This is a genomic window from Gordonia sp. 'Campus' (assembly GCF_022206305.1).
GTDB lineage: Bacteria > Actinomycetota > Actinomycetes > Mycobacteriales > Mycobacteriaceae > Gordonia.
This window is the reverse complement of sequence record NZ_JAKOIW010000014.1, coordinates 96,858-111,589: the sequence shown is the minus strand read 5'-3', so window position 1 is coordinate 111,589 and position 14,732 is coordinate 96,858. Positions and strand designations below refer to the sequence as shown.

At 68.3% G+C, this 14,732-nt stretch carries 12 protein-coding genes; 4 read left to right on the top strand and 8 right to left on the bottom strand.

Annotated features, from left to right (window positions below):
- Positions 1-23: 23 nt before the first annotated feature.
- The 5 genes from cydC to MAY35_RS15810 form a co-directional block, all read right to left on the bottom strand.
- The gene (gene cydC, locus MAY35_RS15830; protein WP_238422256.1) at positions 24-1,736 is read right to left on the bottom strand and encodes a thiol reductant ABC exporter subunit CydC; all 1,713 of its coding nucleotides are present in this window, start codon (positions 1,734-1,736) and stop codon (positions 24-26) included.
- Entirely contained in the window at positions 1,729-3,414 is a 1,686-nt protein-coding gene (cydD, locus tag MAY35_RS15825; protein ID WP_238422255.1) for a thiol reductant ABC exporter subunit CydD, read from the bottom strand. Before cydD ends, cydC begins: the two co-directional genes overlap by 8 nt.
- On the bottom strand, positions 3,411-4,493 hold the full coding sequence (gene cydB / locus MAY35_RS15820) for a cytochrome d ubiquinol oxidase subunit II (RefSeq protein WP_238422254.1): 1,083 nt from the start codon (positions 4,491-4,493) through the stop codon (positions 3,411-3,413). Before cydB ends, cydD begins: the two co-directional genes overlap by 4 nt.
- Before the next feature lie 12 nt (positions 4,494-4,505).
- On the bottom strand, positions 4,506-6,089 hold the full coding sequence (locus MAY35_RS15815; protein ID WP_238422253.1) for a cytochrome ubiquinol oxidase subunit I: 1,584 nt from the start codon (positions 6,087-6,089) through the stop codon (positions 4,506-4,508).
- Positions 6,090-6,311: 222 nt separating this feature from the next.
- Positions 6,312-7,178 (bottom strand): aminodeoxychorismate lyase, encoded by an 867-nt coding sequence (locus MAY35_RS15810; protein ID WP_238422252.1) that lies wholly within the window; start codon positions 7,176-7,178, stop codon positions 6,312-6,314.
- A 73-nt stretch (positions 7,179-7,251) separates the two neighbouring features.
- Here MAY35_RS15810 and MAY35_RS15805 point away from each other — a divergent pair, with 73 nt between their 5' ends.
- From MAY35_RS15805 to MAY35_RS15795, 3 genes are all read left to right on the top strand, one after another.
- Positions 7,252-8,430: a folate-binding protein YgfZ gene (locus MAY35_RS15805; protein ID WP_238422251.1), complete on the top strand. Its 1,179-nt coding sequence runs from the start codon at positions 7,252-7,254 to the stop codon at positions 8,428-8,430.
- Between the two features lie 3 nt (positions 8,431-8,433).
- Positions 8,434-9,111: an MOSC domain-containing protein gene (locus tag MAY35_RS15800; protein ID WP_238422250.1), complete on the top strand. Its 678-nt coding sequence runs from the start codon at positions 8,434-8,436 to the stop codon at positions 9,109-9,111.
- A 94-nt stretch (positions 9,112-9,205) separates the two neighbouring features.
- A complete protein-coding gene (locus MAY35_RS15795; RefSeq protein WP_004020923.1) occupies positions 9,206-9,385 on the top strand; it encodes a DUF3073 domain-containing protein in 180 nt (59 codons plus the stop codon).
- Between the two features lie 374 nt (positions 9,386-9,759).
- On the opposite strand, the gene purM is transcribed toward MAY35_RS15795, so the two are convergent.
- From purM to MAY35_RS15780, 3 genes are all read right to left on the bottom strand, one after another.
- A complete protein-coding gene (gene purM / locus MAY35_RS15790; RefSeq protein WP_238422249.1) occupies positions 9,760-10,893 on the bottom strand; it encodes a phosphoribosylformylglycinamidine cyclo-ligase in 1,134 nt (377 codons plus the stop codon).
- Between the two features lie 96 nt (positions 10,894-10,989).
- Positions 10,990-12,600, bottom strand: coding sequence for an amidophosphoribosyltransferase (gene purF / locus MAY35_RS15785; RefSeq protein WP_238422248.1), 1,611 nt, complete (start codon positions 12,598-12,600; stop codon positions 10,990-10,992).
- Positions 12,601-12,761: 161 nt separating this feature from the next.
- Positions 12,762-13,175, bottom strand: a complete 414-nt coding sequence (locus tag MAY35_RS15780) for a sterol carrier family protein (RefSeq protein ID WP_238422247.1) — start codon at positions 13,173-13,175, stop codon at positions 12,762-12,764.
- A 46-nt stretch (positions 13,176-13,221) separates the two neighbouring features.
- Between MAY35_RS15780 and MAY35_RS15775 the strand changes: the two genes are divergently transcribed.
- Positions 13,222-14,730, top strand: a complete 1,509-nt coding sequence (locus tag MAY35_RS15775; protein WP_238422246.1) for a glutamate--cysteine ligase — start codon at positions 13,222-13,224, stop codon at positions 14,728-14,730.
- Positions 14,731-14,732: the final 2 nt, after the last annotated feature.

The following is a 14,732-nucleotide window of genomic DNA, read 5'->3' as shown; positions in this document are numbered from 1 at the left end:
CTCACGTCCGGCCCCGTTTCTGTTCACGGGAGCTCGTGTTCACGGGCTTGCGTGAGATGCAGTACGGCCGCCGGGCCCGTGTCGGCCGGCAGTTGATGCGTGACGACCACGACGATCCGATCGGGTCCGAAGAGGTCGTCATCGACGCCGAGGAGTCTGCGCAGCAGGTGGTCGGAGTCGGCTGCGTCGAGATGTTCGGTCGGTTCGTCGAGGAGCACGACGGGCGCGGGGTGCAGAAGTGCCCGGGCCAGCAGCAACCGGCGCCGCTGGCCGCCACTGAGAACGTCGGCGCCGCCGGTGATGGTGGTGTCGAGGCCCTCGGGAAGCACGCCCGCCCATCCGTCCAGTCCCACGGCGCGCAACGCCACGGTGATCTCGTCGTCGGTGGCGTCGCCGCGCGCCACGCGGAGGTTCTCGCGGAGGGTCGTCGAGAAGATGTGCCCTTCCTCCGCGAAATAGCAGGCCGCCGAACGCAATTCGACATCATCACCGGTCGCCGCGTCGACGCAGCTGAGTTCGCCCGAGGCCACGGGCAGCAGCCCGGCCAGCGTGAGCAGGAGTGTCGACTTGCCGACACCGCTCGGTCCCACCACCGCGAGCCGCGATCCCGGTCGCACATCGAGGTCCACGCCCATCTCGGGCCCGAGGACCGCGCGCCCGGGATGCCCCCAGCGCAGGCCGGTGCCCGCCAGCGCGACCGGTGAACGATGCACGGCGACATCGCCCTCGGTGACGCCGCCGGGGTGGGCACCGTCGACGAGAGCCATCACCCGCGCGGCACTCTGGCGGCTGCGTTCGAGCTGCACACCCGCCTCGGTCAGCGGCGCGGTGGACTCGAACGCCGACAACGGCAACAGCACGAGGACGCCGAGGATCATCGGCGTCAGCCCGTCACCCGAACTCACTCCGGCCAGCGATCCCGTTGTCTGCGCGGCCAACTGGATTGCGATCACACATGCCGCGACGATCGAGGCACCCATCGCGAGTGGCGTCGCCGCCGCGGCGGACGCCTGCCACCGGACACCTCGGTCGGTGGCCTGCAGGTGCCTGCGGTCGGCGTCGGCCGCAGCGTCGAGGACATCGCGCCTCCTGCGGGCGACGACGAGTTCCGACGCGTGCCACAGTGCGGTCGTCGTCGCCTCGGCGACCTCGGACGCGGCTCGCGCGCCGTCGTGGATCGAGTGCGCGCCACCGCGGGCCGCCAGCCACGGGGCGACGACACCACTGACGAGGAGCGCCACGGCCAGGACGACCGCCGCGGGCACCGACACCAGGGCCATCACGACGACGGCGGCCACCGATGTGGTCGCACCGATCCCGATGGGGATGAGGCCCCGGATGAGAGCGTTGCCGATCTCTTCGATGTCGTCGCCGGTCCGGTTGAGCAGTTCGCCGCGCCGCAGCGTCACCGAGTAGGCGGGCGACCCGGTGGCGAGTGCTGCGTACAGCCGTTCCCGGGCGGTCGCCATCGCGTTCAAGGCGAGATCGTGCGTCGCCAGACGCTCCAGGTAGCGGAACAGGCCGCGCGAGATCCCCAGTGCCCGCACCGCGGTGATCGCGACCGACAGGTACAGCACCGGCGGCATCTGCCACGCCCGCGTGATCAGCCACGCCGACAACGCCGCGAGTCCGAGCGCCGACAACGACCCGCCCACTCCCAGGAGCAGTGCCCTGGCGACGGGCCGCCCTCGCAGGCCGAGGAATCCGAGTGCACGGAGCAGCGGATCGTCACGCATCGAGCACCTCCGAGCTACCGGCCGGGAATTCGACCACCCGATCGGCGAAGTCGCGGGCCACTCCCCGATGCGCGACCACGACGACGGTGTCGCCGGCCCGAGCTCGCTCTCGCAGGGCGCCGAACACCTCGCGTTCGGAAGCCGCGTCGAGATGGGCCGTGGGTTCGTCGAGGAGCAGCAGTGGCGCTGGGGAGGCGAGCACCCGGGTGAGCGCGAGTCGCTGGCGCTGTCCGGCCGAGAGTCCCACTCCGCCTGCTCCCAGATCCGTGTCGAGACGCCGCGGCAGCCCGGCCACGACGTCGTCGAAACCGCTGGCGACGGCGGCGTGTTCGAGGGCTGAGCGGTCGAGCGTGCCGAACAGTTCGACGTTCTCCCCGACCGTCCCGGGCACGATCACCGGCTGCTGCGGCAGCCAGGCGATCTGCTCGTGCAGCGCCGCGGGGTCGGCCTGTGCGACCGGGGTCGATCCGATGAGAACCGCACCCTCGTCCGGTGAGATCAGGCCCATCACGGCGGCGAGCGCGGTCGACTTGCCCGACCCGTTGGGCCCGCTGAACACGGTCAGCGCGCCGGGCTCGATCGTGGCCCGCAGCCCTTCGGGGGCCCAGCCGTCGCGACCGTGCACGCCGAGGTCGAGGAGTGAGATCGGTGCGCCGGCGACAGTGATCCCGCGGGTCCCGGGCACCGGTTGCGGCGCGGCGTCGGCGTCGATGAGTTCGAAAACCTGTCCGGCAGCGGCCAGGCCGTCCGTCGAATTGTGGAACTGGGTGCCGACGCGCCGCAGCGGCAGGTACGCCTCAGGGGCGAGGATCAGCGCGAAAACGCCGGCATAAAGCGACATCTCGCCGTACACGAGCCGCAGACCGATTCCCACGGCGACGAGCGCGACACACAGCGTGGCCAACAACTCGAGCACGGCGCCGGACAGGAACGCCACCCGCAGCGAGCTCATCGTGCTGCGGCGGTGGGCCTGTCCGAGTTCGGCGACGCGGGCCGCCGGCGCCTCGGCGCGGTTGAGTGCCCGCAGGGTCGGCAGACCGGCGATCAGATCGAGGAGCTGCGCGCTGAGCCGGCTCATCGTCTCGAGCTTGCGTGTGGTCCGGTCCCGTGTCATCAGCCCCACCAGGACCATGAAGGCCGGGATGAGCGGGAGTGTGATCAGGATGATCAGTGCCGACGGCCAGTCGGCGAAGGCGATGACCACCGTCACCGCCGGGGTGAGCACCGCGGCGGACACGAGCGCGGGCAGGTAGCCGGAGAGGTAGGGCCCCAGCGCGTCGAGCCCCCGGAGCAGAACGGTACTCGCGTGCTCTCGCAGACCCGCCAGGGATCGCGACGAGGTCTGACGCGGGTCGGTGAGGACGTCGAGCGCTTCGGCGCGCAGCTCGGCGATGGCCCGCTCGGCGGCCCGATGCGCATACCGGTCGTGTCCGAAAGCCATTGCCGTCCTTGCCGACATCGCCGCGGCCAGCACGACCAGGTGCGCCCACTGCGCATCGAACGAACGCGACGCCGGTGACACGATCAGTTCGGACAGGATCGAGGCGGCCATGCCCGCCGCGACGATGATCGCCACCACCTCGGCCACGGCGAACACCGCCGTGACCGCGACATAACGCCGGGTCGTCGGCGAATAGCGCAGCAGCCGTGGGTCGACGGGCGGCCGGGCGGTTCTCACTTGCTCGGGATTCGCAGCGACGGGAGTCCGGCCGGGTCCGGGATGTGCGCGACCGACAGCCGCTTGCGGAACACCCAGTAGGTCCAGGCCTGGTAGCCCATCACCACCGGGGTGATGAGCACAGCCGCCCACGTCATGATCGTGAGTGTGTAGTCGCTCGACGCCGTGTTCTCGATGGTGAGGTTCCACTCCGGATTCAGGGTGGACGGGATCGCATTCGGGAACAGCACGGCGAACAGCGCGGCGACCGTGCCCGCGATCGCGATGCACGTGAACACGAAAGCGTAACCCTCCCGGCGGATCTGGGTGGCGATCACCATGCCCACCGCGGCGACGGCGGCGATGAGCACCGGAATCCACGTCCACGAGTTGCCATACGCGAACTGGGTCCACAGCAGGAACACGGCGGCCACGATCAGTGTCGGCCAAGCCAGCCGGGCGGCGTAGCGAGCGGAATCCTCCTGCAACACACCGGAGGTCTTCAGCGAGATGAACACCGCGCCGTGGGTGAGGAAGGCGAGCAGGGTGGTCGCACCGCCGAGGAGCGCGTACGGGTTGAGGAGGTTGAAGAACCCACCGGTGTACTGGGCGTCGGCGTCGATCGGCAACCCGCGCACGACGTTGGCGAACGCCACACCCCACAGGATCGCCGGGATCCACGACCCCAACCCGATTCCGATGTCGCACCACATGCGCCAGCGGGGATTGTTGATCTTGCCCCGCCACTCGATCGCACACACCCGCACGATGAGACCGATGAGGATCAGGAACAGGGGTAGGTAGAACGCACTGAACATGGTTGCGTACCAACCACCGAAGGCGGCGAACAGCGCCGCACCCGCGGTGATGAGCCAGACCTCGTTGCCGTCCCAGACCGGGCCGATGGTGTTGAGGAGCGCGCGGCGCCGTTTGTCGGGATCGGCCTCCGGATCGCCGGCGGCCACCTTGTCGTCGCCACCGGTGTGACTCGATCCGAGGATCGGCATCAGCATGCCGACTCCGAAATCGAAACCCTCCAGCACGAAATACCCGACGAACAGGAACGCGATGACCAGGAACCAGATTTCTTCGAGACTCATGATCACGCTCCTCTAGTACGCGAACGAGAGCTGTTTGGGCTCATCGGATTCGGATTCGTCGTCGTCGATGTGACCCGGTGGTCGCGAATCGTGCGCGGCCGGGCCCTCGATGACGTAGCGCCGCTGCAACATGAACCACACGACGCCGAGTGCGCCGTAGAGCAGCGTGAACCCGATCAGGGTGACCAGCACGGTGCTCGCCGAATGGTTGGAGACGCCGTTCTGCACCAGCATGCTGATCCGGAGCGGGTCGAGGTCGTCCTCCCAGTTGGGCGCCACGACCCACGGCTGGCGTCCCATCTCGGTGAAGATCCAGCCGGAACTGTTGGCCAGGAACGGCGTCGGGATCATCAGCAGGGCGATGAAGCCGAAGCGTCTGGATTCGACCACCCGCTTTCGGCGCGTGAACCACAATCCGCCCAGCGCCACCACGACCGAGCCGAGCGCCCAGGTGATCATCGCCCGGAAGCCCCAGTAGGTCACGAAGAGGTTGGGTGCGAAGTTCTGGTTCGCCGGCACGTTCGGCTGCCCGGCGAAGGCCCGGGTGTACTGCTCCTGCAGTTCCTCGACACCCTGCAGCGTCGAATCGAAGTCGTGATTCGCGAGGAACGACAGCATCTTCGGGATCTCGATGACGTGTTCGATGTTCTCGCAGTTGTTCTGGCGCCCGATGGACAGGACCGAGAAGCCCGGGCCCGTCTCGGTCTCGCAGAGCGACTCGGCGGACGCCATCTTCATCGGCTGCTGTTTGAACATGATCTGCGCCTGGAGATCCCCGGTGATGAACAGTGCGACGCCGGAGACGATGGTCACCCACAGCGCGAACCTCGTGATGGGACGCCAGAGGTCCCGGGCGTCCTTCTCGAGGTCTTCGGCTGTCGCATCGACGTGACTCGGCGAGGTGCTGGCCGGGATCTCACCGACGTCACCGGTCTCGGCGGCCTCGCGGATCTTCTTTGCCCGCCACGAGTTCCGCGCCATCCACCAGATGCCGATCGCCGCGACGAAGGTGCCCGCGGTGAGGAACGCACCGGCGATCACATGCGGGAAGGCCGCGAGGGTCGTGTTGTTGGTGAGCACCGCGACGAAGTCGTTCATCGCGGGTCGACCACGCTCGTCGTCCCACACGACTCCGACCGGGTGCTGCATCCACGAGTTCGCAGCGATGATGAAGTACGCCGAGGCGTTGACGCCGATCGCGGCCAACCAGATACACGCCAGGTGGACGCGGCGCGGTAAACGGTCCCAGCCGAAGATCCACAAGCCGATGAAGGTCGACTCCAGGAAGAACGCGACGAGACCCTCGAGAGCTAGCGGTGCGCCGAACACGTCGGCGACGAATCGGCTGTACTCGCTCCAGTTCATGCCGAACTGGAACTCCTGCACGATGCCGGTGGCGACGCCGAGCGCGAAGTTGATGAGGAAGAGCTTGCCGAAGAACTTGGTCGCACGCAGCCACTGTTCGTTGCCGGTGACATGCCACACCGTCTGCATGACCGCGATCATCGGCGCGAGACCGATGGTCAGCGGCACCAGGATGAAGTGGTAGACGGTCGTGATCCCGAATTGCCATCGGGAGACGTCCAGTGCGTCCATATCGCCTCGAATCGACGTGCCGGTCCTCGGGCTGCGAGGACAGGGAATCCTGCCGGGGTTCCTACTACGAAAAGTAGTAGGACATGAGCGCGACGTTACGCCTGGTCACCGGGCGTGGACAAGCGCCAAAGGTCCCCGAGATCCCTCGAAGGAGGTGTCCTTGCTCTCATCGGGAGCGCCGTGTGCGGCAGCCCCCCGGGGGGCGATTCGAGTGGACCCGGACTAGTCGTCGACGGCGATCGCGCGGTCCACCAGCGCGGTGAACGCACCCGCGTCGGCCGGTACCGGCATCGCGTACCGATTGAGATGCGTGACCCGGGCGGCGAGCGTGACGCTGCTGAGCAGCCACACCGAATCGGCGGCGACGAGATCCTCGGGCCGCAACACACCGGTCTCGGTCTTGTGACCCTCCTGTGTCGCGAGATCGAACACCGCACGCGCGGTGGTCGATTCGAGGATCCCGATCTCGACGGGAGGAGTGACGAGAGTGTCGCCGAAGATCGCCACGACCGTGGACCTCGGCCCTTCCAGGACGGCGCCCTCACTGCTGACGAAGATGACGTCGTCGTAACCCTCCGACGCCGCGTGCCGCAGCGCCGCCATGTTGGTCGCATAGCTGAGGGTCTTGGCCCCGAGCAACTGCCAGGGCGCCGTCGCCGCCAGGTCGATCGAGAAACCCCGCTCCAGCGTCACGACCCGGACGCCGTCCGCGCGCGCGGACGCGACCCGATCGGGTACGGCGTCGACCGTGGCATAGGCGGTCGGCGCGGAGCCGTGCTCACGTCCCCGGGTGTAGACCAGCCTCAGCAACGCCTCGCGGGTCGTCCCGTGCGCCTCGGTCCAGGCCTTCACCGCGGTGTCGACCATGGCACGCCACTCGTCGAGATCGGGCGCGGGGAGTTCCATCGCGGATGCGCTTCGAACCAAGCGCTCCAGGTGCAGCCGGACGCATCGCGCCCGGCCCGACCGTACGAGCAGGGTCTCGAAGACGCCGTCGCCGCGGACGGCAGCCAGGTCGTCGGCATGCAAGAACGGTGCGTCGGCGTCGTGCTGGGTGCCGTCGAGGGAGACAAGGATCGAATCCGCCATGGAGAGAAGGCTGCCATGCGCTCGCCAACCCGCGCGCCGACCCCCGGCGCGAGTAGACCCGTAGAATCGACACGTGAGCCGTTCACCCATCCTGACCAGGCATTCCGACGGCGGGGCGGTACCCGGCCCCGGAGACCAGCACTCCCCCGACACCGCATGGCACTACGGTGACCCTCTCGGTGAACAACGGGCCGCCTCCGGCGGGACGATCATCATCGACCGTTCGGATCGCGCGGTCATCGAGATCCCGGGCGCCGAACGTCTGAGCTGGCTGCACACCATCTCCAGCCAGCACGTCACCGATCTCCCCGATCGCTCGAGCGCGGAGAACCTCTCTCTCGACGTCAACGGTCGCGTCGAGGAGCATTTCGTGCTCACCGACATCGACGGGATCACCTGGATCGACACCGAGGGCTCCCGCGGTGAGCCGTTGCTGACCTTCCTCACCAGGATGGTCTTCTGGGCCAAGGCCGAGCCGGCCGGGCGCCCGGACATGAAGGTCCTGACACTCGTCGGACCGGGTGCGCTCGACGGCCCGATCGCCGACCTCCTCGAGATCGGTTCCGACACCCGCATCTACCAGGCCGGCGGACTCCCCGAATCCCATCACGAGGACGAGCCCCTCGGCTTCTGGCGCCGGATGCCCCCACTCGGCGAGGACCGCGACCTACCCGTCGTCGACCTCGTGGTGCCGGAGTACGTCCTCACCCGGTGGTGGGACACGTTGACCGAGGCCGGTGCACGGATGGCCGGCAGTTGGGCCTACGACGCCCTGCGGGTGGCGGCGCGGCGCCCCCGACTCGGCGTCGACACCGACGACCGGACGATCCCCCACGAGGTGGACTGGATCGGCGGACCCGACGAACTCGGCGCGGTCCACCTCGACAAGGGGTGTTACCGCGGCCAGGAGACCGTCGCGCGAGTTCACAACCTGGGCAAGTCGCCACGACGGCTGGTCCTGCTGCACCTGGACGGCAGCGTCGACGAGCGGCCGGCAACCGGGGACCCGGTGGCGGCGGGCGGTCGGACCGTCGGCCGCGTCGGCACCGTCGTCGACCACTACGAGTGGGGGCCCATCGCGCTGGCCCTCGTCAAGCGCAATGTGGGCGCCGATGTCGAGTTGACCGTGGGCACCGACGCCGCGATGAGCGCCCGCATCGACCCGGATTCGATCCGGGAGGACGACCGGGTGCAGGCCGGACGTGCTGCTGTCGAACGTCTGCGCAGCGGTTCGACGACCCGGAGGGCCTGACGGGTGGACTCCGGTGAGGTGCTGGCCGTCTGCGCGGCCGGCGACGACGTGATCCTCGAGGGCATCGGCCGGTCGGCCATCGACAAACGACCCCGGCCTGGGCGACTCCGTGTCGACGACATGGGGCTCGTCGACGACCATGTCGGCAACAAGAGACACCATGGCGGCGTCGATCAGGCCGTCTACGCCTACGCCGATCCCGAGGCGCGCCGGTGGGCGGACGAGCTCGGACGTGAGCTTCCTTACGGATGGTTCGGCGAGAACCTACGTATCGACGGGATCGCGGTCAGCGACGCATTCGTGGGCGAGCGATGGGAGGTCGGCTCCGACGGCCTGGTCCTCGAAGTCACCATCCCCCGGGTCCCCTGCAAGACCTTCGCGGTGTGGGCAGGTGAGCCGCGATGGATGAAGCGGTTCATGGACCAGGCCGATTTCGGTACCTACCTGCGCGTTGTCCGGCACGGCAGCGTCGGAGCGGGCGATCGTGTCACGGTCATCGACCGTCCCGACCACGGCGTGCGGTCTCGCGATCTGCTCGTGGGCGGCGACGTCGACGCCATCCGGTCGCTGCTCGACCGCGACGATCTGCCCACCAAGGTCCGGCGGGAGGCGCGCAAGGTCGTGACCAAGGCGGAAAGACGCCTCGGCGCGGCAACCCAGGGTGGACAACACAAATCCTAGAGGCGCGCTAGACTGGTCCCCACGACAGAATTACTTCAAGAGAACGGGGCCGCCAAGTGTTTGGCCGCCCCGTCATTGTGCGAGGGGGTCCCATATGGGCCGCGGCCGGGCAAAGGCAAAGCAGACGAAGGTTGCACGTCAGCTGAAGTACTCCACTCCGAACACCGATTTGGAAAGCTTGCAGCGCGAGCTCTCCGGGCAGGGCGATCCGGTCGTTGACCGACCGGATCCGGTGGACGACTGGGTGGACGAAGAGGAGTGGCGACGCGCTTGACGCGCACACTCCACGGGCGTTGATCTCGACGCCCGGGATCACTCTCGAATTCTCCGTATGAGCGGACCCGCGGTGACGCGGGCCAATCTTTTCGTACGCAGTTTTTTTCGTGCACATTTCCTGTGCGCAGCGTCGCTGCGCGCAGTTCTCCTTGTGCACAACGCTGCCGTACGCGGGGTGATCACATCATCACAGACACCGACGCTCGCCGATGGACTCATCGGCGAGCGTCGGTGTCTGTCTGGAGAGTCGGATTGTGAGAAAGACCGGGGTACACCCGACTCAGGACCGACCCGGAGACCCTCCGGATCGACTCCTGTTGGGGCAGAAAAAGATTCGCTCCGTCCGCGATGCGTCGAGCGCTGCGCGATGCCCTAGAAGCGGGGGTGCTCGCCCACCAGGGTCACTCGCGAAAGGGTGTCCGCCTTCGGATCATTGGCCCGCTTGACGGTCCCGAGCACCCAGTTGTCGACATGGCGGGCGGTCAGGACGGCCTGGGCCCGATCGGTGTCCTCGGGGGCGACGACGGCGACCATGCCGACACCCATGTTGAAGGTTCGCTCCATCTCGACCTGCTCGACCCGGCCGCGCTGGGCGATCAGCGCGAAGATCGGCGCCGGTGTCCAGGTGTTGCGTTCGAGCTCGGCGACGAGTCCCTGCGGGATCACCCGCGCCAGGTTCTCCGCCAGGCCGCCGCCGGTGATGTGCGCAAACGTGCGGACATCGGCTTCGGCGATCAACGCCAGGCAATCCCGTGCGTAGATGCGGGTCGGTTCGAGCAGTTCCTCGCCGAGGCTGCGCCCGAATTCCTCCACGTGGCCGAAGAGGTCCATGTGGCCCCACTCGAGCAGCACCTTGCGCGCCAGGGAGTACCCGTTGGAGTGCAGGCCCGACGATCCCATGCCGATCACGACGTCACCGGCACGGACCCGATCCGGGGTCAGCACGTTGTCGGCCTCGACGACCCCGACCGCTGTCGCGGACAGGTCGTAGTGGTTGTCCTGCATCAAGCCGGGATGCTCGGCCGTCTCGCCGCCGAGCAGGGCGCATCCGGCCTCGACACAGCCGTCGGCGATGCCGGCGACGATCTGCGCCACGGTTTCCGGGACGACCTTGCCGACCGCGATGTAGTCCTGCAGGAACAGCGGCTCGGCGCCGCAGACCACCAGGTCGTCGACGCACATGGCGACCAGGTCCCGGCCGACGGTGTCGTGCTTGTCGATCGCCTGCGCGACGGCCAGTTTGGTGCCGACACCGTCGCTGGCAGCGGCGAGAACCGGCTCGCGGTAGTTGCCCTTCAGCGCGAACAGACCCGAGAACCCGCCGATCCCGCCGAGCACCTCCGGACGTGATGCGCGCTTGGCGTGGGGCGCGATGAGCTCCACCGCGCGCTCACCGGCGTCGATGTCGACACCAGCCGCCGCGTAGGAGGCCGGCGGCCCGCCCACCGGCGCCGACGTCGATGCGGCGCCCGCCGTCTCGTCGGCAGCAGCATCCCGCTCCGTCATCACCGCAGCACTCCCTGTTCGAAGAATCTCGTCGAAATATCTCGGCGGCGTGTTCGCCGACGGATCACACGCTACCGGAGGGCCGACGGCGCGATGTCAGGGCCGCATCACGGCGCTGACGTTGTCGTTCTGCGCCGTCAGCGGGTCCACCGTGCGGTCGCCTGCGGCGCTCGCGAGCATCTGCTCGAGGACCGCCTTGCCCATCGAGGTCTCCTTGGGCAGCTCGATCGGGTACTTGCCGTCGAAACACGCCGCACACAGCGACGACGCCTGCTGACCGGTCGAGTTGATCATCTCGTCGATGCTGATGTAGCCGAGCGAGTCCGCACCGATCGCCTGCCGCACCCCCTCGACCATCCCGGCCTCGGACTCCATGCCGTTGGCGATCAGTTCCGCCGGGGATGCGAAGTCGATGCCGTAGAAGCAAGGCCACCGGACGGGGCTCGAAGCGATCCGCACGTGTACCTCGGCCGCACCGGCTTCCCGCAGCATGCGGATGAGGGCGCGCTGGGTGTTCCCACGCACGATCGAGTCGTCGACGACCACGAGCTTCTTGCCGCGGATGACCTCGCGCAAGGGGTTGAGCTTGAGGCGGATGCCGAGCTGACGGATGGTCTGCGACGGCTGGATGAAGGTGCGTCCGACGTAGGCGTTCTTCATCAGGCCCTGCCCGTACGGAATCCCGGATTCCTGGGCGAACCCGACCGCGGCCGGCACACCGGACTCGGGTACCGGGATGACCAGGTCGCCCTCGGCGGGATGTTCCTTGGCCAGGCGGCGACCGATCTCGACGCGCGTGGAATGGACCGAACGCCCGTGGATCACCGAGTCGGGCCGGGCGAGATAGACGTATTCGAAGACGCAGCCGCTGGGGGTCGGCTCGGCGAAGCGCGAGCTCCGCACGCCGTCGGCGTCGATGGCCAGCAGCTCACCCGGCTCGATGTCGCGGACGAACGACGCACCGACGATGTCGAGCGCGGCGGTCTCCGACGCGACGACCCAGCCGCGGTCGAGTCGACCCAGCGACAGCGGGCGCACGCCGTGCGGGTCGCGCGCCGCGTACAGGGTGTGCTCGTCCATGAAGGTGAGGCAGAACGCGCCGCGCAGGGTGGGCAGCAGCTCCATCGCGGCCTGCTCGATCGAACTGTCGGCCGCGCCGTGGGCCAGCAGTGCGCCGACGACGTCGGAGTCCGACGTCGCGGCCGAGCTCTTGATGCCCTCGGCACGGGCGCGGGCGGAGAGTTCGGCGGTGTTGACCAGGTTGCCGTTGTGGCCCAGCGCGACGCCGGTCCCGGCGTCAGTGGTGCGGAAGATCGGCTGCGAGTTCTCCCACGTCGTGGAACCGGTGGTGGAGTACCGGCAGTGGCCGATGGCCACGTGTCCGCTCATCGCGCCCAGGGTCTGCTCGTCGAAGACCTGGCTGACCAGGCCGAGATCCTTGAAGACGACCACCTGGCTGCCGTCTCCGACGGCGATGCCCGCGGCTTCCTGGCCACGATGCTGCAGCGCGTAGAGGCCGTAGTAGCTCAGCTTGGCGACGTCCTCACCGGGCGCCCAGACGCCGAAGACGCCGCATTCCTCGCGGGGCTCGTTCTCGGGTTCGTCCAGCGGAGCCGTGTTGAGCGCGCCCGCACCGCGTGCGGAACATCCGCCCGCCGGCGCCGTGGGAGCGAGCAGGTTCACGTTGGCGATCGAATGATCAGGCATCGACTGGCTCCCTGGGGCTGCGAATCGGTCCGTCGAGTGGGCTGGCAGACATCTGGGAGTTTACGTGCCGGTCGGCTCCCATTGCGAATCATGCAGCGGTGTCGTGGGGTCGTTGATTCCGCGACCCCGGTCCAGAGTGATGGATCACACTCCCGGCGCGGTCACCGCCCCACCCCCGGCCCGAGCGGGATGAGGGGAAGCAGGTCGGCGATCAGACCCGCCCGATGACCCGAGGCGTCGATCGCACCCGCGGCGAGCGCGTCGTCGAACGAGTCGAGTCCGGTGACCAGACGCAGCCAGGTGCGCGGCGACATCTCGACGACATTCGGCGGTGTCCCGCGGGTGTGCCGGGGGCCCTCGATGCACTGCACCGCGACGAACGGCGGGACCCGGACCTCCACGGAGTTGCCCGGCGCGAGGTGTTCGAGGGTGCGCGCCGACAGTCGGACCGCGGCGGCGAGCTCGGCACGCGAGGGTGCGGGTGCGTCGGCATCGCCGAGCCAGCCGGCCACCGCCAGGACGGCGGCACGGACCTCGGCGGGGTCCACTCTCTTACGCGGCGGCACGAAAGCCATCTTGCATCAGGGTTTCCGATCGCCCATATCGGGCAGTATTGACCGCATGGGTGCCGAGGTGTCGAAACAGCAATTCACCGGCGAGGACCGGGTGCGGTTCCGCAAGCAGGTGGGCCGGGGCACGGAAGCGATCGCGCGAATGCTCACCGACGGACTGTTCACCGATCAGGGCAGGCCTCCGCGCCCCCTGCTCGGGATGGAGGTGGAGCTCAACCTCGTCGACGAACAGATGCGTCCGGCGATGGCCAACGCGACCGTCCTCGAAGCGATCGCCGATCCGGATTATCAGACCGAGCTCGGCCAGTTCAACATCGAGATCAACGTCTCGCCGCGGCCGTTCACCACCGACGACACGATCTCACTGGAACAGGCGCTGCGCACCTCGCTCAACCGCGCCGAGGAGCGCGCGGCGCAGACGTCGAGTCACCTGGTGATGATCGGCATGTTGCCCACGCTGAAGTCCGAACACTTCGCCCATCACTGGATATCGGCCAATCCCCGATACGACCTGCTGAACGAGCAGATCTTCGCGGCCCGCGGCGAGGACCTGGAGATCGACATCACCGGGGTGCCGCTCACCGACGGCCACCACACCGAACACCTGCGCACCTCGACCGACTCCATACTCCCGGAGGCGGCGTGCACATCGTTACAGCTACATCTGCGGGTGGCTCCCGAAGACTTTGCGGCACACTGGAATGCCGCGCAGGCCATCGCCGGCGTGCAGGTCGCCCTGGCGGGTAATTCGCCCTTCCTCGCCGAGACCGCGCTGTGGCACGAGAGCCGCATCCCCGTCTTCGAGCAGGCCACCGACACCCGGCCACTCGAACTGAAGAACCAGGGGGTGCGGCCGCGGGTGTGGTTCGGGGAACGATGGATCAACACGATCTTCGATCTCTTCGAGGAGAACACCCGTTATTTCCCCGCCCTGCTGCCGGTCTCGACCGACACCGACCCGCTGGCCGAACTCGATGCCGGGCGCGTCCCGACACTCGACGAACTGCGCCTGCACAACGGGACGGTGTACCGGTGGAATCGGCCGGTGTACGACATCCACGAGGGACAGGCCCACCTCCGCGTCGAGAACCGCGTACTACCTGCCGGCCCGACGGTCGTCGACACCATGGCGAACGCCGCCTTCTATTACGGCGTCGTGCGCGGACTCGTCGAATCCGACCGTCCGCTGTGGTCGCGGATGTCGTTCAACGCCGCCGCCGAGAACCTCCAATCTGGCGCCCGGACCGGAATGGAATCGCAGCTGTACTGGCCCGACGTCGGATGGGTGCGCCCCGACGAACTCGTGCTGCGTCGCCTGCTCACCCTCGCCGAGGACGGCCTGCGCAGCTTTGGCGTCTCCGACAAGGCCCGCAAGCGGTACCTGTCGGTCATCGAGGGGCGGTGCATCTCCCGCCAGACAGGTTCGGTGTGGCAGCGACACGCCGTCGCGGCGCGGGAGCGCGCGGGCGAGAGCCGGGCGCAGGCGTTGCAGGGCATGCTGCGCGATTACGTGACGCAGATGCACGAGGGCGAGCCCGTGCATGTGTGGGAGGTGTGACG